This window comes from Micromonospora ferruginea, assembly GCF_013694245.2.
Taxonomy (GTDB): Bacteria; Actinomycetota; Actinomycetes; order Mycobacteriales; family Micromonosporaceae; genus Micromonospora; species Micromonospora robiginosa.
Genome location: NZ_CP059322.2, coordinates 5,727,646 through 5,749,120 on the forward strand (window position 1 = coordinate 5,727,646; position 21,475 = coordinate 5,749,120).

The window sequence follows — 21,475 nt, forward strand, 5'->3', positions numbered from 1 at the left end:
CCCCGCGACGTAGGCTGGCCGTCGTGACCACGCGCTCCCCCGAGACCGACCTCGGCCGTACGCGTCGGGCCCGCCGCATCGGGCGGGTGCTGACCGAGACCCACCCCGACGCGCACTGTGAACTCGACCACTCCAACGCGCTGGAGCTGGCGGTCGCCACGATCCTGTCCGCCCAGTGCACCGACAAGAAGGTCAACGAGGTCACGCCGAAGCTCTTCGCCCGCTACCGCAGCGCCGCCGACTACGCCGGGGCGGAGCGCGGCGAGATGGAGGAGCTGATCCGGCCCACCGGGTTCTACCGCAACAAGACCAGCTCGCTGATCAACCTGGGCCGGGCGCTCTGCGAGCGCCACGACGGCGAGGTGCCCGGCAAGCTGGCCGACCTGGTCACCCTGCCCGGGATCGGGCGCAAGACCGCGAACGTCATCCTCGGCAACGCGTTCGACGTGCCGGGCATCACGGTCGACACCCACTTCCAGCGGCTGGTGCAGCGCTGGCAGCTCACCGCCGAGACCGACCCGGTCAAGATCGAGCACGCGATCGGCGCGCTCTACCCGAAGCGCGACTGGACGATGCTGTCGCACCGGATCATCTTCCACGGCCGCCGGGTCTGCCACGCCCGCAAGCCGGCCTGCGGCGCGTGCACGCTGGCGAAGCTCTGCCCCGCCTACGGCACCGGGCCGACCGAGCCGGCCGCGGCGGCGAAGCTGCTGAAGGGCCCCCGCGCACGGAACCTCGCGGCGGCCGTCGGCCTCGACCCCGACCTGGTGCCGCAGCAGGCGACCGTGGCGGACGTGCCGTGAACCGTCGGCTCGCCCTCCTGCTCGTCCCGCTGCTGCTCGCGGGCGCCGGCTGCACCGCCACGGCCGAGGAACCGGCCGGCCCGGCGCCGGCCACCCGGGCGGAACGCCCGTCCCCGTTCGCCGACTGCGCCCCGCTGACCGTCGCGCCGGCCTCGGCCGCGCCGTCGCCGGCCGGCAAGCCCGGCGATCCGCTGCCCGACCTGGCGCTCAACTGCTTCACCGGCGGCGCGCCGGTGAAGCTGCGCGACGTCAAGGGTCCCGCGGTGATCAACGTGTGGGCCTCCTGGTGCCCGCCGTGCCGCAAGGAGCTACCCGCCTTCCAGCGGCTCAGCGAGCGGGCCGACGGCCGGTTCCAGGTGATCGGCGTGAACAGCCGGGACAGCCGCGGCGGCGCGCAGTCCATCGGCGAGGACTACGGCGTCGCGTTCCCGATGCTCGTCGACCAGGGCGACGCGTTCGAGCGCGCGCTCGAACGCAGCGCGTTCCCGCTGACCGTGCTGGTCGGCGCCGACGGCCGGATCCGGCACGTCGAGGCGACCGGCGCGCTCGACGACGCCCGCCTCGCGACGCTCGTCCGGACCCACCTCGGGGTGCGGGTGTGACCCGACAGCCCCCGGGATGGTTCGACCCGCTGCTGGGCCGGCTCGGCACCGCGCGGGCGGAGGACTTCACCCGGCTCACCACGCCGGAGACCGGCGGCCGGGAGAGCGCCGTGCTGGTGCTGCTCGGCGAGGAGCCCGGCACCGGGCCGGACGTGCTCGTCCTGCAACGCGCCGCCACTCTGCGCAACCACGCCGGCCAGCCGGCCTTTCCCGGTGGCGCCGCCGACCCGGAGGACGCCGACGCCCGGGCCACCGCGCTGCGCGAGGCGAACGAGGAGGTCGGCCTCGACCCGGGCAGCGTCACCGTGCTGGCCGAGCTGCCCCGGCTCTGGATCCCGGTCAGCGACTTCGTGGTCACCCCGGTGCTCGCCTGGTGGCACGACCCGCACCCGGTGCACCCGCGCGAGCCGGCCGAGGTCGCGCACGTCGCCCGGCTGCCGGTCGCCGAGCTGGTCGACCCGGACAACCGCATGCGGGTACGCCATTCCAGCGGCTGGATCGGCCCGGCCTTCTCGGTGCGCGGCATGCTGGTGTGGGGCTTCACCGCCGGCGTCATCGACCGGCTGCTGGAGCTGGGCGGATGGGCCCGGCCCTGGCCGCGCTCGCGGGTGGTGGAGCTGCCGCCCGTCGTCGCACCCGCGCCGTCGGCCGGCACCGACGCCGCCGACGAGAGTCCGGTGCGCTGATCACCCGCACGCATCCTCAGGTCACGTTCAGCGAGCGCTGAACCGCCCGCGAGCCCGGTGCCCGTACCCTTGGGGCGTGTCCGCCGTGGATCTCGTACTGCTCCTGCTCATGCTCGTGTTCGCGATCAGCGGATACCGTCAGGGCTTCGTCATCGGCGCCCTGTCGTTCTCCGGGTTCTTCCTGGGCGCGTTGCTCGGACTCCAGATCGGCCCGCTGATCGCCCGCCAGTTCGCGGCCAGCGGCACCCGGGTGCTGGTCTCCCTGGTGGCGATCTTCGGGCTCGCCGTGCTGGGCCAGGCGCTGGCCGGCTGGCTCGGCTCCAACCTGCGCGCCGCCATCACCGGCCCGGCCGGCAAGAAGGTCGACGACGTCGGCGGCGCGTTCATCTCGGTCATCGCGGTCATGCTGGTGGCCTGGCTGGTCGCGGTGCCGCTGGGCTCCTCCTCGGTGCCCTGGCTGGCCGCCTCGGTCAAGGACAGCGCGCTGCTCACCGTGGTGGACCGGGTGCTGCCCGACCGCGCCCAGGACCTCTCCACCGCCCTGCGGGACACCGTCGACACCAACGGCTTCCCCGACGTGTTCAACGGGCTGGGCAGCACCAACGCGCGACAGGTCTCCCCGCCCGACCCGGCGCTGGCCAACTCCCAGGTGGTGCAGAACAGCAAGCGGTCCGTGGTGAAGGTGCTCGGCTCCGCGCCGAGCTGCTCCCGCCGGATCGAGGGCTCCGGCTTCGTCTACGCCGACGACCGGGTGATGACCAACGCGCACGTGGTGGCCGGCACCCGCTCGGTGGCGGTGGAGCTGCGCGGCGAGCGCTACGACGGCGAGGTGGTGGTCTACGACCCGGACCGGGACCTGGCCGTGCTCTACGTGCCGGGGCTGCCCGGGCCGTCGCTGCGCTTCGCCGCCGGGGCCGCCGCCAGCGGCGCCGACGCGATCGTGCTCGGCTTCCCCCTCGACGGCCCGTACGACGCCCGGCCGGCCCGGGTCCGCGACGTCGACCGAATCACCGGGCCGGACATCTACTCGTCCGGCGACGTGACGCGGGAGATCTACACGATCCGGGCGCTGGTGCGCAGCGGCAACTCCGGCGGCCCGCTGGTCTCCTCGAACGGCCTGGTGCTCGGGGTGATCTTCGCGGCGGCGGCGGACGACCCGAACACCGGCTTCGCGGTGACCGCCGCCGAGGCGCGGTCGGTGGCGCTGGCCGGGGCGGAGCGTACCCGGGGCGTCGCGACCGGCGACTGCACCTGAGCGGGCCGACCGGCGGTCAGCCGGCCGCCGGGGCCCCGGCCGGGGCGACGTCGTCGCCCGGCCGGATCGACGACAGCTTCGCGCGGCCCCAGGTGAGCGTCCTGTCGAGCACCGCCCGCGCCATGATCGCCACGCACGTGCCGCCGTTGATGAACGAGGCCACCACGTCGCTGGGGTGGTGCATGCCCCGGTACATCCGGGTGAGCGCCACCCCGACCGGCACCAGCACCAGCAGCGTCCACCAGGCCGCCTTGGCCGGGGTACTGCGCGCCCGCAGCGCCAGCAGCACCGCCAGGCCGACGTAGAGCGCGGTCGCCGCCGAGGTGTGCCCGGAGGGGAAGCTGGAGGTCGGCGGGGACGCGTCCATGTGCTCCACCGCCGGCCGCTGCCGGTCGATCACCATGGTGGTGAAGAAGAAGACCAGCGCCTGGGCGGTGACCGCCGCGCAGAGGAAGAGCGGCTCCCGCCAGCGGTGCAGCACCAGCCGCAGCACCAGCGCGGCCAGCACCGTCACCACGACGATCATCTGGGTGCTGGCCAGCGTGCTGAAGACCAGCGACACGTCGTTCCAACCGGACGTCCGGTCGCCCGCGAACTCGCGGTTCACCCCGTCCTCCACGGTGAACGGCCAGGTGTGCGTGAGCACCCGGGTGACCAGGAGACCCAACCCCACCATGGCGGCGAAGAGCAGGGACACCGGCAGCAGCACGCGCCGGGCGATCTGGACCGCGACATCGGACATGAGCCGCCCTTTACCCCGGCGCGCGCGTCGCTACGCGCGCCGGCCCTCCGGCCCCGGGTCGGCCAGCTCCGGCTCGACCCCCTCGCGCAGCGGGCGGGCCGGCCGGTGACCGACGCCGGTCCGCCAGGTGGCGAACCCGGCCGCGGTGGCCGCGACCACGGCCACCCCCAGCACCCAGCCGCCCACCACGTCGCTGGTCCAGTGCACGCCGAGCGCGATCCGGCTGAGCCCGGTCACCACCGTGAGCAGCGCCGCCGCGGTCCACAACGCGACCCGCCCGGCCCGGCTGTGCCGGGCGAACGGCAGGAAGACCAACAGCAGCACCCCGGCGGCCAGCGCTGCGTTCAGCGCGTGCCCGGACGGGAAGGAGTAGCCGGCCGCCCGGGCCACCGGCTCCAGCAGGTCCGGGCGGTTCCGGCCGACCAGCAACTTGAGCAACGCGCCGAGCAGCCCGCCGACGACCATCGTGGTGACCACCCAGACGGCCAGCCGGGGCGCCCGCCGCCGCAGCAACCAGACCACCACCACCGCGGCGGCCACCCGCAGCGGGCCGGGCCCGAAGACGTGCGTCCACACGGTCATCGCCCGGACCCAGGCCGGATGCGCCAGCGCGTAGCCGTGGAACGCGTCGGTGACCGACGCGTCCAGCCGCAGCAGCGGCGGCCACGCGCCCAGGACCAGCAGCGCGAGCAGGGCGAACGGCACCAGCACCAGCACCGCCGCGATGGCGGCCAGGGTGAGCCGCAGGCCCAGCGAGCGGTCGGGGTCCAGGCGGCGGCTCCGCCAGGACCGGTCACGGGTGGACGTCGGGCCGGTGGTGTTCATGCGCCGTTCACTACCCCGGGCACGCCCCGGTCAGACCGCCCCGCGGCGGGCCCGGCGGAACCGGCGCACCATCAGCGCGGCGCCGGTGAGCAGGGCGACGAACAGGGCCGACCCCACCCAGAGCCGCTCCGGCGAGGACGACTCGGCCTGACCCGCCGGGCGGGCCGACCAGCCGGTCTGCTTCGGGCCGCCGAACGGGTCGCCACCCTGCCCTGCCGCCGCGGCCCGGGTGTCCGGGCCGGAGCCCGGCGCCGGCCCGAAGCCCACCACACCGGGGGAGGCGTTGTCGTCCAACGGGTTCCGCCCCACCGGCGCCACGTCGGTGGTGAGCGCGGCCACCGGGTCGACCATGCCGTAGCCGAACCGGTCGTCCCGGCCGGTCGGGCCGAGATCCCGGGCGGTGCTCACCAGCCGGTTGACCACGTCACCGGCGGTCATCTGCGGATAACGGGCGCGGACCAGGGCGGCGGTCGCGGCGACCAGCGGCGCGGCGAAGCTCGTGCCCTGCACCCGCCAGTAGCCGCCCCGGGACCGGGCGCCGTAGAGGGCGGTGGCCGGCGCGCTGAGGACGGTCTCGTGGCCGGTGATCGAACCGGACCACAGGTTCTCGCTGTTCCGGTCCAGGCCGGTGACCGCCAGCACGCCCGGCTCGCGTGCCGGGTACCAGACCTTGGTGGTGGTCGAGGTGGCCAGGTTGCCGGTGCAGGCGACCACCACCACGTCCCGGGCGAACGCGTAGTCGAGCGCCGCGGCCAGGGCCGGGCTGTCACCGCTGCCGCCGAGCGACAGGTTGATCACCCGGGCGCCGTGGTCGACCGCCCAGCGCACCGCCTTCGCGATGACCAGGGCGTCGTCGTACCGGTTCTCGGCGTCGAGCACCCGGATCGGCAGGATCTTGGCGTCCGGCGCGAGGCCGACCACGCCCCGGTCGTCGTCGTCGCGCCCGGCGATCAGGCCGGCCACCGTGGTGCCGTGCCCGACCGGGTCCGGCTCGGTCCGGCCGGCGTCCGGGTCGACCAGGTCGAGGCCGGGCAGCACCTGGCCGGCCAGGTCGGGATGCGAACCGTCCACCCCGGAGTCGATCACCGCGACCACCACGCCGCGCCCGGTGGAGGTCCGCCAGGCGGTCTTCGCCCGCAGCTCCGCCAACTGCCACTGCTCGTCGCGGACCTGGTCGGTGCGGAGCACGGTGACCGGAGCGGCCGGCGCGGCGTGCGCCGGTGGCGCCAGCGGGCCGGCCGTGACCGCCAGCGCCGCCGCGGCGGCCAGCAGCGCCCGCCCGGCGAGACGCCGGGACGGCACGTCGGGAGATCCCTGCCGGTCCCTGGTCACGTTCCCCCAGCCATTCCGTCGCTTCCGACACATGCTGCTCGGAGATTACCGGTTGTCCCCGCCGTCACGGGGCAACTCCGCGCTCCCGGTCACCCGGGCGGGAGATGAGCCAACTGCACCAGACGTACGCCCTCACGGCGGGTGACCAGACGGGCCCGCCCCGGGGGCAGCGGCCCGGCCTTCACCTGACCGACGAGCGGTCCCTCCTCCGGGCCGCCCGACATCACCAGCCCGGCCGTGGACAACTCCCGCAACCGCTGGATGATCGGCTCGTACGCGGTCCGGCCCGCGCCCCCGGAACGCCGCGCCAGCACCAGGTGCAGGCCGACGTCCCGGGCGTGCGGCAGGTGCTCCTCCAGCGCCCGCAACGGGTTCGTCGGCCCGCCCGCCACCAGGTCGTAGTCGTCCACCAGCACGAACAGCTCCGGCCCGGTCCACCACGACCGGGCGCGCAACTCGGCCGGGGTGACGTGCGGGCCGGGCTGCCGCCCCTGCAGGTAGCCGGCCGCCGACTCGATCAGCTCGGCGGTGTGCGGCGCGGCCGTGCCGTAGCCGATCAGGTGCGGCGTCTCGATCGTGCCCATCAGGCTGCGCCGGTAGTCGACCAGGATCACCCGGGCCTGCTCCGGGGTGAACCGGGCGACGATCGAGGTGGCCAGCGCGCGCAGGAACGACGACTTGCCGCACTCGGCGTCGCCGAAGACCACGAAGTTGGGCTCGGTGGCGAAGTCCAGCACCACCGGGGACAGGTCCGCCTCCGCCACCCCCACCGGGAACGCCAGCCCGGTGGTCGCGTTCCGGTCCAGCTCGGCGTACGGCAGCACCGGCGGGAGCAGCCGCACCCGGGGCGCCACCGGGCCGGTCCACCCGCCGGCCACCGCCTTGACCAGGTCGCCGGTCTCGCCGCCGGCGGTCAGCCGGGACCGCGCGGTGAGGAAGTGCAGCCCGCCGGCGGTGATCCCGCGCCCCGGCCGCTCCTCCGGCACGGTCGCCGCCAGCGCGCGCTTGACCACCACCGAGTCGGACGGGTCGCCGAGGCGCAGCTCCAGCCGGGAGCCGAACAGGTCGCGGATCGCCGGCCGGAAGTCCGACCAGCGCAGCGCGCTCGCCACCACGTGCACCCCGTACGCCAGCCCCCGGGTGGCCAGCTCGGTGACCAGCGGCTCCAGGTCCTCGTACTCGCCGCGCAGCGTGTTCCAGCCGTCGACGACCAGGAACACGTCCCCGAACGGGTCGGCCCCGGCCGCCGGGGTGGCGGCCCGCCGCCGGCGCCACGCCGCCATCGACTCCACCCCGGACTCGGTGAACCGCCGCTCCCGCTCGGCGAGCAGCCCGGCGACCTCGCCCACGGTACGGCGGACCGCGGTGCCGTCGGTCCGCCCGCTCACCCCGCCGACGTGCGGCAGGTCGCGCAGCGCGCCGAGCGTCCCGCCACCGAAGTCGAGGCAGTAGACCTGCACCTCGGCCGGCGTGTGGGTGAGCGCCAGCGCGCAGATCAGCGTGCGCAGCAGACCGGACCGGCCGCTGCGGGTGGTGCCGACCACCGCGACGTGCCCGGCCGCACCGTCCAGGGCCAGCCACAGCAGGTCCCGCCGCTGCTCGAACGGCTTGTCCACCACGGCCACCGGCACCTGCAACGCGCCGTGCAGCTCCGGATTGGCCACGGTGAGCCCGCGGACCGGGTCGGCGCCGACCGGGCCGAGCAGTTCGTCGAGCGTGGGCGAGGCGTCCAGCGGGGGCAGCCACACCTGATGCGCCGGCGGGCCCTGCCCGGCGAGCCGGTCGACCATCTTCTCGAGCAGCGTCTCGCCGCTCTCCTCCTCCGCCGGCAGGGCGGCCGGCCCGGTCGGCCGGGGCACCGGCGCCAGGTGGGTGGAGAACGCGAGCACCCGCGCCGCGCCGCCACCGCCCGCGCCCGCTCCGCCGGTGCGGCGACGGACCGCCCCGGAGACGTACGCGGCCTTGAACCGGACCAGCGGGTCGGTGCCGGAGCGCAGGTAGCCGTGCCCCGGGCTGCGGGGCAGCTCGTGGGCGTCCGGCACGCCGAGCACCGTCCGGGACTCCAGCGCCGAGAACGTGCGCAACCCGATCCGGTACGACAGGTGGGTGTCCAGCCCGCGCAGCCGCCCCTCCTCCAGCCGCTGGCTGGCCAGCAGCAGGTGCACCCCGAGCGACCGGCCGAGCCGGCCGATCTGCACGAAGAGGTCGATGAAGTCGGGCTTGGCGGAGAGCAGCTCGGAGAACTCGTCGCAGATCAGCAGCAGCGACGGCAGCGGGGCGAGCGGGCTGCCGGCCGCGCGCGCCCGCTCGTAGTCGCGGACGCTCGCGAAGGTGCCTGCCCGGCGCAGCAGCTCCTGCCGGCGCATCAGCTCGCCGTTGATCGCGTCGACCATCCGGTCGACCAGAGGCAGCGCGTCGGCCAGGTTGGTGATCACGGCGGCGGTGTGCGGCAGCCGTTCGAACGGCGCGAAGGTGGCGCCGCCCTTGAAGTCGACGAGCACGAAGTTGAGCTGCTCGGAGCTGTGCGTGGCGGCCAGCCCGAGGACCAGCGTGCGGAGCAGCTCCGACTTGCCCGAGCCGGTGGCGCCGATCAGCAGCCCGTGCGGGCCCATGCCGTCCAGCGCCGACTCCTTCAGGTCGAGGTCGATCGCCCCGCCGTCGGCGCCCACCCCGATCGGCACCCGCAGCCGGTCCCGGGCGGCGCGCGGCGCCCAGCCCTGCTCGGCGGTGAAACCCTCCGGGTCGCCGAGGCCGAGCAGCTCCGGCAGGCCCGGCTCGGCGCCGGCCGGCGCGTCCGGCCCGCGTACCGTGCCGGCCAGCCGCAGCGGCGCGAGCCGCCGGGCGACCGCCTCCGCGTCGGCCGCCGCGAGCGCGTCGGCGGCGCCCACCTCGGCGTGCCCCTCCGCCGAGTGCGAGTGCAGCCGGCCGTCGACCAGGTCGAGCAGCAGGGCGTACCGGTCGAGCAGCCGGGGCGGCGGGGTGTCCAGGTCGAGCACGGTGACCGCGTCGATGCCGCCGTCGCCGGCCAGGTCGGCCGCCCCGGTCAGGTCGCCGCCGTCGAGCACCACCACCACGTGCGGCCCGTCCGTCGCCGGGCCGTGCGGGCTGAACCGGGACCGGCTGCCGAGCACGTCGCCGAGGAGGTGTTCCAGGTCGGCGGCGGAGCTGGTGACCAGGCGCACCGGGCCGAGCGCGTCGGTGCGGGCCGGATGGTGGGCGTGCGGCAGCCACTTCACCCACTCCCACCGGTCCCGGCGTTCCGGCCCGGCGCAGACCGCGACCAGCAGCTCGTCCGGGGCGTGGAAGACGGCGAGCTGGGTGAGCACCGCCCGGGCCAGCGCCTGCGCGGCCGGCGAGCCGGTGCCACGTACCTCGCCGGCCGGGCCGCGCACGAAGACCCGGGCGAAGCTGCGCAGCGACAGCGCCACCGGCAGGTCCGGCACCACCGAGTACGCGTCCAGGAAGCGCCGCAGCGCCCCGGCGGTCATCGGCTCCAGCTCCTCCAGTGGCCGGGTGACCGGCGGGACCAGCGGGGTGGCCAGCGTCTGCGGCCCGACGCCGACCCGGACCACGGCGAAGTCCGGGTCGCCCGGGCGGCGTTCCCACACCCGGTGGCTGTCGACGGTGGACCAGAGCCGCCCCGGCTCCGGGTGCCGGTAGGCCAGGCCGGCCCGTTGGGCCCCGGCGGTCTCCCGGACCCGGCGGCGCAGCGTGGCCAGGTGGCGCAGGTACTCCCGGCGGGCAGCCATCAGCTCGGACTTCTTCGGGCCGGCGTTGCCCCAGGTGGTCACCAGCATCGCCAGCGAGGAGAGCCCGAACATCCCGCCCACCACGTACGAGTAGGCGCCGCCACCCCGGCCGAACATCATCGCCATGGCCACCGTGCCGCCGAGCATCGGCAGCACCAGCAGCGCCTGCTGCCAGCGCCCACCGGTCGCCGCGGGGATCTCCGGCGGCGCCTCGACGGGCAGCTCGCCGACCGGGATCTCCGGGGCCGGTCGGCGCGGCGGCCGCTTGATGACGACAGTGGACACGCAGCCTCCCATGGCTCTCGGTAACCCGAGCCTGGCTCATAGTAGGTAAAGTCCTCTCGTCCGTCAGCCCACCGATCCGGCTCGATGATGGAGATACGTCGATGACAAGCGGGCTCGCCCGGGTCACGATCAGCGCGCCCCGCCGTCGCGTCGACGTGGCCCTGCCGGAGCAGGTTCCCCTGGCCGAGCTGCTGCCGGAGGTGCTGCGGCACGCCGGGGAAGGGCTCGCCGACGACGGTGAACGGCACGGCGGGTGGGTGCTGCGACGCACCGACGGCGCGGTGCTGGCGACCGCCCAGGCGCTGCTGCCGCAGGGCGTCCGCGACGGCGAGGTGCTGCACCTCGTGCCGGCCCGCGCCGAGTGGCCCGAGCTGGAGTACGACGACGTGGTCGAGGCGATCGTCGACGGGGCCCGCCGCCGGGGCGCCGCCTGGTCGCCCGGGGCCACCCGGGTCGCCGCGCTGGCCGGCGCCGCCGTGCCGCTGGCCGTCGGGCTGGTCGCCGTGCTCGCGGCCGGGCCGGGTGAACGCGGCTGGCCGGTCGCCGCCGCGGTCGCCCTGATCCTGGTGCTCGCCGCCACCGCCGCCTCCCGCGCCTACGCCGACGGCCCGGCCGGCGCCACCCTCGGCGGCTACGCGCTGCCCTGGGCGGCGGCGGCCGGCGCGCTCGCGGTCGGCTCGGGCGACCCGGTCGGCCCGATCCCCGGCCTGCGCTGGATCGGCGCGCCCGAGCTGCTCGTCGGCTCGGTGGCGCTGCTCCTGGTGGCGGTGCTCGCCCTGCTCGGCGTGGCCCACCGGTCCCGGGTCCCGGTGGCCGGCGTGACGGTCGGCGTGGCCGGCGCGGCGGCCGCCCTCGGTGCGCTACCGCTCGACCCGGCCGGCGCGGCGGCGGTGCTGCTCGCCGTGCTGGTCTTCGCGCTCGGCGGGCTGCCGCTGCTGGCCATCCGGGTCGGCAAGCTGCCGCTGCCCCCGCTCACCCTGCCCACCCCGGCCGGCACCCGCGACCTGCCCGACCGGGGGCGCGTGCACGCGGCGGTGGCGCGGGCCGAGGAGGCGCTGACCGGGATGCTGCTCGGGCACGCGGTGCTGGCGGTGGGCGCCGCCGCGGTGCTCGTGGCCACCGGCGGGACGGCCGGGCGGTTGCTGGTCGCGGTCGGCTGCGCGGTGCTGCTGCTGCGCTCCCGGCTCTTCGTGGCGGTGCGGCACCGGGTGCCCGCCGTCACCGCCGGGCTGGCCGGCTACGCCCTGCTCGGCGCGGTGCTCGCGGAGCGGGCCGGGCCGGGCGGCCGGCTCGCGCTGACCGTTGGCGGGCTGGCCCTGGCCCTGGTGGCGGTCACCGCCGGCGCCACGTACGCGCGTCGGCCGGTCTCGCCGTACCTGGGCCGGCTGGCCGACCTGACCGACACCGCGCTGGTGGTCGCGGTGGTGCCGGTGGCCTGCGCGGTGCTCGACCTCTACGACCGGGCCCGCGGCCTGCTGGCCTGAACACGACGAAGCCCGGGCCGCCTGTGCGACCCGGGCTTGGAGAAGTCTCGCCGTCAGTGCAGCGTCTCGCCGCGCTCCTCGGCCTCCTTGGCCCGGCGGTACGAGTTGGCGATCTCGGCCTCGGCCTCGACGCGACCCACCCAGGTCGCGCCCTCGACCGACTTGCCCGGCTCCAGGTCCTTGTAGACCTCGAAGAAGTGCTGGATCTCCAGGCGGTCGAACTCGCCCAGGTGGTGGATGTCGCGCAGGTGCTCCTGGCGCGGGTCCTCGTAGGGGACGCAGAGGACCTTGTCGTCGCCGCCCTTCTCGTCGGTCATCCGGAACATGCCGATGGTGCGGCAGCGGATCAGGCAGCCCGGGAAGGTCGGCTCGGGCACCAGCACCAGCGCGTCCAGCGGGTCGCCGTCCTCGCCCAGGGTGCCCTCGATGAAGCCGTAGTCGGCGGGGTACTGCGTGGAGGTGAAGAGGGTGCGGTCCAGCCGGATCCGGCCGGTCGCGTGGTCCACCTCGTACTTGTTGCGGTGACCCTTGGGGATCTCAACCGTGACGTCGAAATCCATCTTCCACGCTCCCTCGTCTGCCCACGCTGGCTAACGGAACCTGCGGCTCGCCGCCCGCGCGGGAGGAACGCCCCCCGCCGGCTCCGGCCGCCGCATAGTGTTCGGACCGAAGTAGTGTCACCCAAGGCGAATTCGAGCGGGGGAGGAGGGGCCGTGGGGAGGGAAGATTCACACTACCGCCCCGAGGGGTTGACGGGCGGCGGTCCGCCGGATTCGGTTCCGGTCCGGCCGGTGCCACCGGCCGGGTGTCCGTCCCCGGCGCCAACGTCACCCACCGTGGCGCCCCCGCCACCGGGTCCGCCCGGGTCGGTCGCCCCGACGACCGGGCGCACCCGGGCAACTGGCCGGCCCCGATCCCGGTGAGCCCGCCGGTCCCGCCCGTCGGAGCGGCCCCGCACCCACCCACCCCGCCGCCGGCCGGCCCGCGCCGCCGGGCCCGGCTGGTCACGGTGCTCGCCGCGCTGCTGGTGCTGGTCCTCGCCGGGGCCGGGCTGGCCGTGCTCCGCCCCGGCCCGGTCGCCGGTTGGCTGGGCAGCGAGGCCACCCCGTCCGGCGCGACCGCCGCGCCGCCCGAGCCCGACCCGCAGGCGGTGCTCGCCGGCCCGGACGCCAACGCGCCGCTGCCCAGCGGGGCCGGCATCCGCGCCGCCCTGGATCCGCTGGTGCGCGCCGCCGCACTCGGCGACCGGGTGCACGTGTCGGTGGCGGACGTGACCACCGGCCAGGCGCTCTACGGCAGCGGGCCGGACACGCCGACCGTGCCCGCCTCGGTGACCAAGCTGGCCACCGCCGTCGCGGTGCTCTCCGCGCGCGGTCCGGCCCACCGGATCCCCACCCGGGCGGTGGCCGGCGCCAACCCGGGCGAGGTGGTCCTCGTCGGCGGCGGCGACCCCACCCTCGCGGTGGACCGCAAGAACGCCTTCTACCCGGGCGCGGCCCGGCTGGACGACCTCGCCGCCCAGGTGCGCACCGCGCTCGGCGGCACCGCTCCGACGAAGGTGATCGTGGACTCTTCGCTGTTCAGCGGCCCGGTCTTCGAGCCCGGCTGGGACGCGGACATCCCCACCGGCGGGTTCGGCGCGGCGATCACCGCGTTGATGACCGACGGCGCCCGCACGGACCCGGCGCGGGCCCGGCGCACCGCCGAGGAGACCAACCACGCCGCGGACCGGGTCCCCGACCCGGACCTGACCGCCGGTCGGCAGTTCGCGAAGCTGCTCGGGCTCGGCGGCAGCGCCGCCAAGGTGACGCGGGGGACCGCGCCGGCGGCCGGCGCGGCGGGCGGGCCCGGCGCCGAGCTGGGCAAGGTCGAGTCGCTGCCGGTGATCCGGCAGGTCGACATCATGATCAGCGACAGTGACAACGTGATCGCCGAGGCGATGGCCCGCCAGGTCGCGTTGGCCAAGGGCAAGCCCGGCTCCTTCGTCGGCGGCGCGGCGGCCACCGACGAGGTGCTCGGCGGGCTGGGGCTGCCGGCCGGCGAGATCAGCCTGGCCGACGGCAGCGGCCTGTCCCGCACCAACCGGATCAGCCCGTCCCTGCTCACCGACCTGATCACGCTGGCCGGGAACGGGAGCCACCCGGAGCTGGCCGCGATCTTCGGCGGCCTGCCGGTCGGCGGCTGGTCCGGCACGCTGGACGAGCGCTACCGGGCGGACGCCACCCGGACCGGCGCCGGCGTGGTGCGGGCCAAGACCGGCACGCTGAGCGGGGTGAACGCCATCGCCGGGACGGTGACCACCGCGGACGGCCGGTTGCTCACGTTCGCCGTGCTCACCGACCGGACGCAGGGCTCGCTCGACGAGACCCGGCAGGCGCTCGACCGGATCACGTCCGCGCTGGCCGGCTGCGGCTGCCGCTGACCGACCGGCGTCGATCGGCCGGCGCGAGCCCGGGTGGGGGTGTCGCGGCGCGGGTACGGTGGGTTCATGGCGCAGTTCGTGGACTGGGATCTGGCCGCCGCCACCGCGGGGGCGCTGAGCAAGTCGGGCCCCCGGGTGTCGTACACCGAGGCGACCGACGTGGTCGGCGACCTGCGCCGGCTGACCGAGGAGGCCGCCGGTCACGTGGCCGACTACACCGGGCTGCGGGCCCAGGTGGCCCACCCACCGGTGCGGGTGGTCGACCGCCGGGACTGGGCGGCGGCCAACATCGCCGGGCTGCGTGAGGTGGTCACCCCGCTGGTCGAGCGGCTCTCCGGGGACAAGCGGCCGGGCGCGTTCACCGAGGCGATCGGCTCCCGGCTGACCGGGGTGCAGGCCGGCACCGTGCTGGCCTACCTGTCCGGCCGGGTGCTCGGCCAGTACGAGGTCTTCGCCGGCGACCCCGGCCAACTGCTGCTGGTGGCCCCGAACATCGTCGAGGTCGAGCGGAAGCTCGGCGCCGACCCGCGCGACTTCCGGCTGTGGGTGTGCCTGCACGAGGTGACCCACCGGACCCAGTTCACCGCCGTGCCGTGGATGCGTGCCTACTTCCTCGGCGAGGTGCAGGCGTTCGTGGACGCCTCGCAGGGCGGCGAGCACGTGCTGGAGCGCCTGCGCCGGGGCGTGGCGACGCTCTCCGACGCGGTCAAGGACCCGGAGAGCCGCGCCAGCGTGCTCGACATCGTGCAGACCCCGGCGCAGCGCGCCGTGCTGGACCGGTTGACCGCGCTGATGACGTTGCTGGAGGGACACGCCGAGTTCGTGATGGACGGCGTCGGCCCGACGGTCATCCCCAGCGTCGAGTCGATCCGGGCGGCGTTCAACCGCCGCCGGGAGTCCGGCAACCCGCTGGAGAAGGCGATCCGGCGGCTGCTCGGCGTCGAGGTCAAGATGCGCCAGTACGCCGAGGGGCGCAAGTTCGTGCACGGCGTGGTGGAGCGGGTCGGCATGGCCGGCTTCAACAAGATCTTCTCGTCCCCGCTCACCCTGCCCCGGCTCGACGAGCTGGGCGACCCGGATGCCTGGGTGTCCCGGGTGCACGGGCCGGCCGGTGCCACCCCGACCGCCGGCTGAACCGGCCGCGCCGGCCGGTCGGTCGCCGCTCACCCCGTCGCCGGCACCGGCCGTCGCCGCCGTGCGGCTCGCGGTACGCCGGCTGCTGACCGGGCTGCCCGGTGCCGGTCCGGTGCTGGTGGCCTGCTCCGGCGGCCCGGATTCGCTGGCCCTGGCGGCGGCCACCGCGTTCGTGGCGCCCCGCCTCGGCCGTCCGGCCGGCCTGGTGACCGTCGACCACGACCTGCAACCGGGTTCGGCCGAGCGGGCCGAGGCGGTCGCCGGCTGGGCCCGTACCGCCGGGTTCGACCCGGTGGAGGTGCTTCCGGTGCGGGTGGCCGGCCGGCCCGGCGGCCCGGAGGCGGCCGCCCGCACGGCCCGCTACGAGGCGTTGGTCGTGGCCGCGAAGCGGCACCACGCGGCCGGGGTGCTGCTCGGGCACACCCGGGACGACCAGGCGGAGACCGTGCTGCTCGCGCTGGCGCGCGGCGCCGGGCCGCGCGGGCTGTCCGGGATGCCGGAGCGGCGGGAGTTGGACGGGGTGCCGCTGCTGCGCCCGCTGCTCGACGTGGCGCGGTCCGACACCGGGGCGGCCTGTGCCGCGCTCGGCCTGACCGCGTGGGCCGACCCGCACAACACCGATCCGGCGTACGCCCGGGCCCGGGTCCGGGCCGAGGCGTTGCCGGCGTTGGTCGACGCGCTCGGGCCGGGCGTGGTGGCGAACCTGGCCCGGACCGCCCGCCTGATCGCGGCGGACGCCGCCGCGCTGGACACGCTGGCCGCCGCGGCGCTCGACGATGTCCGGGCGGCCGGCGGCGGGCTCTCGGTGGACGGGCTGGCCGCGTTGCCGGACGCGGTTCGCGGTCGGGTGCTGCACGCCTGGGCGCGGGAGTTGGGCGCTCCGCCGGCCGACCTGTCCCACCGGCACGTGGCGGCGCTGGACGCCCTGGTCACCGACTGGCGCGGCCAGGGCCCGGCACACCTGCCCGGCAACCTGCCGGTGCGCCGCCACGCGGGCCGCCTGGTGCAAGGCGGGGCCCCCGCTTAACGCCTTCGGTATAGGCGGGGCCCCCGCTTAACGCCTTCGGCGGCCGGTCAGGCGTCGACGCGCTCGCGGAAGGTGGTCCGATAGGCCTGCGGCGTGGTGCCGACCCGCCGGGTGAAGTGGTGCCGCAGCGCGGCCGCGTCGCCGAAGCCGGCCTGGTCGGCCACGCTCTCCACGCTGAGCCTGGTGTCCTCCAGCAGCCGGCGGGCCAGCAGCACCCGCTGGTTGGTCAGCCAGTCGTGCGGCGTGGTGCCGGTCTCGGCCCGGAACCGGCGGGCGAAGGTACGCGGGGCCATCCCGGCCCGGGCGGCCAGCTCGTCCACGGTCACGCCGCGGTCCAGGTGGCCCATCAGCCACTCCAGCACCGGTTCGAGGGTGGGCGCCTCCGGCGCCTTCGGGATGGGCGCCTCGACGTACTGCGCCTGGCCACCGTCGCGGTGCGGCGGGACGACCATCCGCCGGGCCAGTCGGGTGGCCACGGCCGAGCCGTGCTCCTGTCGGACCAGGTGCAGGCAGGCGTCGATCCCGGCGGCGGTGCCGGCGCTGGTCAGCAGCCGGCCGTCCTGCACGTAGAGCGAGTTGCACCGGACCCGGGCCGTCGGGAACTGCTCCTGGAGTTCGTCGACGTGCCGCCAGTGCGTGGTGCAGTCGCGCCCGTCGAGCAGCCCGGCCCGGCCCAGCACGAACGCGCCGGAGCAGACGCTGAGCAGCCACGCGCCCCGGTCGGCGGCGCGGCGCAGCGCGGCCAGCACGGGCTCGGGCACGGCGGTGTCGCCCGAGTGCGCCGGCACCGCCACCAGGTCGGCGTCGTCGACCGGGGCGAGGTCGGCGGTCGGGGTGAGCAGGAAGCCGGAGCGGCTGCGCACCGGCCCGCCGTCGGCGGTGCAGACGTCGAACCGATAGCCGGGGAAGCCGTCGGCGGTGCGGTCGGTGCCGAACACCTCGGCGAGCACGCCGAGTTCGAACGCGGCGACCTCGTCGAGGGTGATGACGGCGACCGAGCGGAGCATGTGACGAGGGTAACCCAGCGGGTGGCAGAAAATCGATGCCCAGTGGCATGTCTGCCACTGTCCGCACCGGACGGCGGGCCGCAGACTAGGTGGTGTCCGGTGCGCACCGGCGGCGAAAACAGTCTCAACCCTTCGAAAGTGAGCGCCGCCATGACCGTTCTGCTGCTCCTGCTCTTCCTGTTCCTCCTCGTCGGGGCCAGCGCCCTCGGGCTCACCGCCGACACCCGCGACTCGGCCGACTGGAAGCCGACCGACGACGGGCGGCGCTGGCGCTCCCGCACCTGCTGAGGCGATTTATTTCCTTTGCGACGAAAATCCTCGGCGGGACCGCGCCAAAAGGGGCGGCCCCGCCGACGCAGGGCATCCGGCGTACGGCAGGCTAGGAGCATGTCTGACGGCTCCTGGTACGACGCCGACATCGACCACGTGATCATCTCCGAGGCGCAGATCCGCGAGAAGACGGCCGAGCTGGCCAAGCAGGTCTCGGCGGACTACGCACACGTCGAGGACGGCCTCCTGCTCGTCTGTGTGCTCAAGGGCGCGGTCATGTTCATGGCCGACTTCGCCCGCGCGCTGGGCCGCCAGGGCCCGCCCGCCGAACTGGAGTTCATGGCCGTCTCGTCGTACGGCCAGGGCACCACCTCGTCCGGTGTGGTCCGCATCCTCAAGGACCTGGACCGCGACATCGCCGGGCGGCACGTGGTGGTCGTCGAGGACATCGTCGACTCCGGCCTGACCCTCTCCTGGCTGCTGCGCTACCTGGAGTCGCGCTCCGCGGCCAGCGTCGAGGTGGTCGCCCTGTTCCGCAAGCCGGACGCGGTCAAGGTCGAGGTGCCGGTGAAGTACGTCGGCTTCGACATCCCGACCGAGTTCGTCGTCGGCTACGGCCTCGACTTCGGCGAGCGCTACCGCGAGCTGCCGTACGTCGGGGTGCTGAAGCCCGAGGTCTACGCGCGGGCCTGACCCCCGGCGGGCCGCTCGTCAGCGGACGTTCAGCGGGCTCTCAGTCTTTCGGTCTACGGTAGGGGCCGGTGACGTGGAGGCACCCTCCACGCCCGACCCCTCGAGCCGCAAGACCGTGCGGCGTGGGCGGGTCGGGTGCGGAGCTCCCCGCCACGCCGGCTCAAACCCTGGTTCGCCCTACGCGTAAGTGCCGGGCTCACAAGCTCACACCTCGCTCGCATCGAGTCATCAATGTGCGCGACTGCGGGGCTCGCAAGCTCACTCCTCGCGCGCACGGTGTACCGTCGAATGACCGTGGTGCGGCAGTTCGCGCGCCCCGGGGGTCGGGCCGGCCCGCACGGCGGCTCCGGCCGCCGCCCGAGGCGGCGACACCATTCAGACGGTCAGGACGTCGATCAGGAGGATGCGGGCGTCTCGGCGCCCGACGACAGCATGGAACGTACGCGTTTCTTCCGCCGACCGGTGGTCTGGATCATCCTGGTCATCCTCGGCGCCGTTGTGCTCAGTCAACTGTTCACCGCTGGTCCGAGCTACCACCGGGTGGACACATCCGTTGCGCTCGACCAGCTCAATAAGGGTGGCATCGAGAAGGTCGTCTTCCAGGACAAGGAGCAGACGCTCCAGCTCGACCTGAAGGACAAGGCCAAGTTCGGTGACACCACCACCGACAAGATCGAGGCGCAGTTCCCCTACGAGGTCGGCGGCCAGGTCTGGAACCAGGTCCGCGAGGCTGAGGCGGCGGACCGGATCACCGGTGCGGTCGACACCAAGGTGTCGTCGGACAGCATCTGGGTCAGCCTGCTCGTCAATCTCCTCCCCATCGCGCTGCTCGTGCTCCTGCTGCTGTTCTTCATGTCGCAGATGCAGGGTGGCGGCTCGCGGGTGCTCAACTTCGGCAAGTCCAAGGCGAAGATGATCACCAAGGACACGCCGAAGACCACCTTCGCGGACGTGGCCGGGGCGGAAGAGGCCGTCGAGGAACTGCACGAGATCAAGGACTTCCTGCAGAACCCGGCGAAATACCAGGCCCTGGGCGCCAAGATCCCGAAGGGCGTGCTGCTCTTCGGCCCGCCCGGAACCGGTAAGACGCTGCTCGCCCGGGCCGTGGCCGGCGAGGCCGGGGTGCCGTTCTACTCGATCTCCGGCTCCGACTTCGTGGAGATGTTCGTCGGTGTCGGCGCCAGCCGGGTCCGCGACCTCTTCGAGCAGGCCAAGTCGAACGCCCCGGCGATCGTCTTCGTCGACGAGATCGACGCGGTCGGCCGGCACCGTGGCGCCGGCATGGGCGGCGGCCACGACGAGCGGGAGCAGACCCTCAACCAGCTCCTGGTCGAGATGGACGGCTTCGACACCAAGGGCGGCGTCATCCTGATCGCCGCCACCAACCGGCCGGACATCCTCGACCCGGCGCTGCTGCGCCCGGGCCGGTTCGACCGGCAGATCCCGGTCGACGCCCCCGACATGGAGGGCCGCAAGGCCATCCTCCGGGTGCACGCCAAGGGCAAGCCGTTCACGCCCGACGTCGACCTCGACGCGGTCGCCCGGCGCACCCCGGGCTTCTCCGGCGCCGACCTGGCCAACGTGATCAACGAGTCCGCGCTGCTCACCGCGCGCAAGGAACAGCGGGCGATCAGCAACGACTCGCTCGAGGAGTCGATCGACCGGGTGATCGCCGGTCCGCAGCGCCGGACCAGGGTGATGAGTGACCAGGAGAAGAAGATCACCGCGTACCACGAGGGTGGGCACGCGCTGGTCGCCTGGGCGCTGCCGCACGCCGCGCCGGTGCACAAGGTGACCATCCTGTCCCGTGGCCGGTCGCTGGGTCACACGCTGGTCCTCCCCACCGAGGACAAGTACACCCAGACCCGGGCCGAGATGATCGACACCCTGGCGTACGCGCTGGGCGGCCGGGCGGCCGAGGAACTCGTGTTCCACGAGCCGACCACCGGCGCCGGCAACGACATCGAGAAGGCCACCCAGTTGGCCCGCGCGATGATCACCCAGTACGGCATGAGTTCGAAGCTCGGCGCGATCAAGTACGGCACCAGCGGCGACGAGCCGTTCCTCGGCCGCAACATGGGCCACGAGCGGGACTACTCGGACTCGGTGGCCGCCGAGATCGACAGCGAGATGCGCGCGTTGATCGAACTGGCCCACGACGAGGCCTGGGAGATCCTGGTGGAATATCGGGACGTGCTGGACAACATGGTCCTGGAGTTGATGGAGAAGGAAACCCTCTCCACCGCCGACATGGCCCGGATCGCCGCCCGGGTGGTCAAGCGCCCGCCGATGGCGCCCTACCACGGCTTCGGCAAGCGCCAGCCCTCCACCGAGCCGCCGGTGCTCACCCAGGCCGAGAAGGACGCGCTGCAGAAGCAGGCGACGGCCGACGGCATCTCGGTGGGCGGATCCAGCAACAACTCGGACGGTACCCACTGAGCAGCGACTCGACGGCCGGCTCCCTTGACCGGGAGCCGGCCGTCTCCGCGACCGAGCCCGACGGGGACGACGCGCTCGACTACGTCGCCGCGCGCCTGATCAGCGGCAAGCTGACCGGCGGCCCGGTCGAGAACAGCGTCGACCTCGGCCGGATCGAGAAGGCGGTCCGGGAGATCCTCATCGCGGTCGGTGAGGACCCCGACCGCGACGGCCTCCAGCAGACCCCGGCCCGGGTCGCCCGCGCCTACGCCGAACTCTTCGCCGGCCTGCGCGTCGACCCGGCGCAGGTCCTCCGCACCACCTTCGAGGCCAACCACGACGAACTCGTGCTCGTACGGGACATCGACGTGATGAGCCTCTGCGAGCACCACCTGCTGCCGTTCCGGGGCAGCGCGCACATCGGCTACATCCCCGGCCCGGACGGCCGGATCACCGGCCTGTCCAAGCTGGCCCGGCTGGTCGAGGTGTTCGCCCGCCGGCCGCAGGTGCAGGAACGGCTCACCTCGCAGATCGCCGACCTGCTGATGTCCAGCCTCGCCCCGCGCGGCGTCATCGTGGTGCTCGAGTGCGAGCACATGTGCATGGCCATGCGCGGCATCCAGAAGTCCGGCGCCAAGACCATCACCTCCGCGGTCCGGGGCGGCCTGCAGAACGACGCCAAGTCGCGGGCCGAGGCGATGGCGCTGATCATGCACCGCTGACCCGACGGCTCCCCGGCCG

At 74.7% G+C, this 21,475-nt stretch carries 18 protein-coding genes; 12 read left to right on the top strand and 6 right to left on the bottom strand.

The annotated features are described in order from the left end of the window. The first annotated feature begins 23 nt into the window (after window positions 1-23). The 4 genes from nth (at window position 24) to H1D33_RS25545 (ending at window position 3,346) form a co-directional block, all read left to right on the top strand. The gene (nth, locus tag H1D33_RS25530) at window positions 24-803 is read left to right on the top strand and encodes an endonuclease III (RefSeq protein ID WP_181570761.1); all 780 of its coding nucleotides are present in this window, start codon (window positions 24-26) and stop codon (window positions 801-803) included. Continuing rightward, window positions 800-1,405 (top strand): TlpA family protein disulfide reductase, encoded by a 606-nt coding sequence (locus H1D33_RS25535; RefSeq protein WP_181570760.1) that lies wholly within the window; start codon window positions 800-802, stop codon window positions 1,403-1,405. The genes nth and H1D33_RS25535 overlap by 4 nt, the downstream gene beginning before the upstream one ends. Next, entirely contained in the window at window positions 1,402-2,091 is a 690-nt protein-coding gene (locus H1D33_RS25540) for an NUDIX hydrolase (RefSeq protein ID WP_181570759.1), read from the top strand. Before H1D33_RS25535 ends, H1D33_RS25540 begins: the two co-directional genes overlap by 4 nt. A 76-nt stretch (window positions 2,092-2,167) precedes the next feature. After that, a complete protein-coding gene (locus H1D33_RS25545; RefSeq protein WP_181570758.1) occupies window positions 2,168-3,346 on the top strand; it encodes a MarP family serine protease in 1,179 nt (392 codons plus the stop codon). 16 nt (window positions 3,347-3,362) lie between these two features. On the opposite strand, the gene H1D33_RS25550 is transcribed toward H1D33_RS25545, so the two are convergent. The 4 genes from H1D33_RS25550 to eccCa are packed head-to-tail and all read right to left on the bottom strand — an operon-like array spanning window position 3,363 to window position 10,279. Further along, window positions 3,363-4,088 (bottom strand): phosphatase PAP2 family protein, encoded by a 726-nt coding sequence (locus H1D33_RS25550; RefSeq protein WP_181570757.1) that lies wholly within the window; start codon window positions 4,086-4,088, stop codon window positions 3,363-3,365. A gap of 30 nt (window positions 4,089-4,118) precedes the next feature. After that, window positions 4,119-4,913: a phosphatase PAP2 family protein gene (locus tag H1D33_RS25555; RefSeq protein ID WP_181570756.1), complete on the bottom strand. Its 795-nt coding sequence runs from the start codon at window positions 4,911-4,913 to the stop codon at window positions 4,119-4,121. A gap of 30 nt (window positions 4,914-4,943) precedes the next feature. Next, window positions 4,944-6,278 (bottom strand): type VII secretion-associated serine protease mycosin, encoded by a 1,335-nt coding sequence (gene mycP / locus H1D33_RS25560; RefSeq protein ID WP_181570755.1) that lies wholly within the window; start codon window positions 6,276-6,278, stop codon window positions 4,944-4,946. Between the two features lie 56 nt (window positions 6,279-6,334). Beyond that, on the bottom strand, window positions 6,335-10,279 hold the full coding sequence (gene eccCa, locus H1D33_RS25565) for a type VII secretion protein EccCa (RefSeq protein ID WP_181570754.1): 3,945 nt from the start codon (window positions 10,277-10,279) through the stop codon (window positions 6,335-6,337). Between the two features lie 101 nt (window positions 10,280-10,380). Here eccCa and eccD point away from each other — a divergent pair, with 101 nt between their 5' ends. Beyond that, a complete protein-coding gene (gene eccD / locus H1D33_RS25570; RefSeq protein WP_181570753.1) occupies window positions 10,381-11,763 on the top strand; it encodes a type VII secretion integral membrane protein EccD in 1,383 nt (460 codons plus the stop codon). A gap of 53 nt (window positions 11,764-11,816) precedes the next feature. On the opposite strand, the gene H1D33_RS25575 is transcribed toward eccD, so the two are convergent. Further along, window positions 11,817-12,323, bottom strand: coding sequence for an inorganic diphosphatase (locus H1D33_RS25575; protein WP_181570752.1), 507 nt, complete (start codon window positions 12,321-12,323; stop codon window positions 11,817-11,819). 449 nt (window positions 12,324-12,772) lie between these two features. Here H1D33_RS25575 and dacB point away from each other — a divergent pair, with 449 nt between their 5' ends. The 3 genes from dacB to tilS all read left to right on the top strand — a co-directional run bounded on the left by dacB (window position 12,773) and on the right by tilS (window position 16,346). Then, window positions 12,773-14,185 carry a D-alanyl-D-alanine carboxypeptidase/D-alanyl-D-alanine endopeptidase gene (dacB, locus tag H1D33_RS25580; protein WP_181570751.1) on the top strand — a complete coding sequence of 471 codons (1,413 nt, stop codon included), beginning with the start codon at window positions 12,773-12,775 and terminating at the stop codon, window positions 14,183-14,185. A 66-nt stretch (window positions 14,186-14,251) separates the two neighbouring features. After that, window positions 14,252-15,319, top strand: coding sequence for a zinc-dependent metalloprotease (locus H1D33_RS25585; protein ID WP_181570750.1), 1,068 nt, complete (start codon window positions 14,252-14,254; stop codon window positions 15,317-15,319). 61 nt (window positions 15,320-15,380) lie between these two features. Continuing rightward, the gene (tilS, locus tag H1D33_RS25590; RefSeq protein ID WP_246412134.1) at window positions 15,381-16,346 is read left to right on the top strand and encodes a tRNA lysidine(34) synthetase TilS; all 966 of its coding nucleotides are present in this window, start codon (window positions 15,381-15,383) and stop codon (window positions 16,344-16,346) included. A 47-nt stretch (window positions 16,347-16,393) separates the two neighbouring features. Here the strand turns inward: tilS and H1D33_RS25595 are convergent, their stop codons facing one another. After that, the gene (locus H1D33_RS25595; RefSeq protein WP_181570748.1) at window positions 16,394-17,353 is read right to left on the bottom strand and encodes a GlxA family transcriptional regulator; all 960 of its coding nucleotides are present in this window, start codon (window positions 17,351-17,353) and stop codon (window positions 16,394-16,396) included. 150 nt (window positions 17,354-17,503) lie between these two features. Between H1D33_RS25595 and H1D33_RS25600 the strand changes: the two genes are divergently transcribed. From H1D33_RS25600 to folE, 4 genes are all read left to right on the top strand, one after another. Beyond that, entirely contained in the window at window positions 17,504-17,641 is a 138-nt protein-coding gene (locus tag H1D33_RS25600; protein ID WP_181570747.1) for a hypothetical protein, read from the top strand. A gap of 99 nt (window positions 17,642-17,740) precedes the next feature. After that, window positions 17,741-18,316 (top strand): hypoxanthine phosphoribosyltransferase, encoded by a 576-nt coding sequence (hpt, locus tag H1D33_RS25605; RefSeq protein ID WP_181570746.1) that lies wholly within the window; start codon window positions 17,741-17,743, stop codon window positions 18,314-18,316. A gap of 432 nt (window positions 18,317-18,748) precedes the next feature. Further along, a complete protein-coding gene (gene ftsH, locus H1D33_RS25610; protein ID WP_181570745.1) occupies window positions 18,749-20,755 on the top strand; it encodes an ATP-dependent zinc metalloprotease FtsH in 2,007 nt (668 codons plus the stop codon). Beyond that, window positions 20,752-21,456 carry a GTP cyclohydrolase I FolE gene (folE, locus tag H1D33_RS25615; protein WP_181572585.1) on the top strand — a complete coding sequence of 235 codons (705 nt, stop codon included), beginning with the start codon at window positions 20,752-20,754 and terminating at the stop codon, window positions 21,454-21,456. Before ftsH ends, folE begins: the two co-directional genes overlap by 4 nt. Window positions 21,457-21,475: the final 19 nt, after the last annotated feature.

Bases quoted from the DNA above. Each gene is read 5' to 3' on its own strand.
- H1D33_RS25585 (WP_181570750.1), top strand. From the start codon at position 14,252: ATGGCGCAGTTCGTGGACTGGGATCTGGCCGCCGCCACCGCGGGGGCG.
- ftsH (WP_181570745.1), top strand. From the start codon at position 18,749: ATGGAACGTACGCGTTTCTTCCGCCGACCGGTGGTCTGGATCATCCTG.
- H1D33_RS25595 (WP_181570748.1), bottom strand. From the start codon at position 17,353: ATGCTCCGCTCGGTCGCCGTCATCACCCTCGACGAGGTCGCCGCGTTC.
- hpt (WP_181570746.1), top strand. From the start codon at position 17,741: ATGTCTGACGGCTCCTGGTACGACGCCGACATCGACCACGTGATCATC.
- H1D33_RS25600 (WP_181570747.1), top strand. From the start codon at position 17,504: ATGACCGTTCTGCTGCTCCTGCTCTTCCTGTTCCTCCTCGTCGGGGCC.
- H1D33_RS25550 (WP_181570757.1), bottom strand. From the start codon at position 4,088: ATGTCCGATGTCGCGGTCCAGATCGCCCGGCGCGTGCTGCTGCCGGTG.
- H1D33_RS25555 (WP_181570756.1), bottom strand. From the start codon at position 4,913: ATGAACACCACCGGCCCGACGTCCACCCGTGACCGGTCCTGGCGGAGC.
- H1D33_RS25575 (WP_181570752.1), bottom strand. From the start codon at position 12,323: ATGGATTTCGACGTCACGGTTGAGATCCCCAAGGGTCACCGCAACAAG.
- mycP (WP_181570755.1), bottom strand. From the start codon at position 6,278: ATGTGTCGGAAGCGACGGAATGGCTGGGGGAACGTGACCAGGGACCGG.
- eccD (WP_181570753.1), top strand. From the start codon at position 10,381: ATGACAAGCGGGCTCGCCCGGGTCACGATCAGCGCGCCCCGCCGTCGC.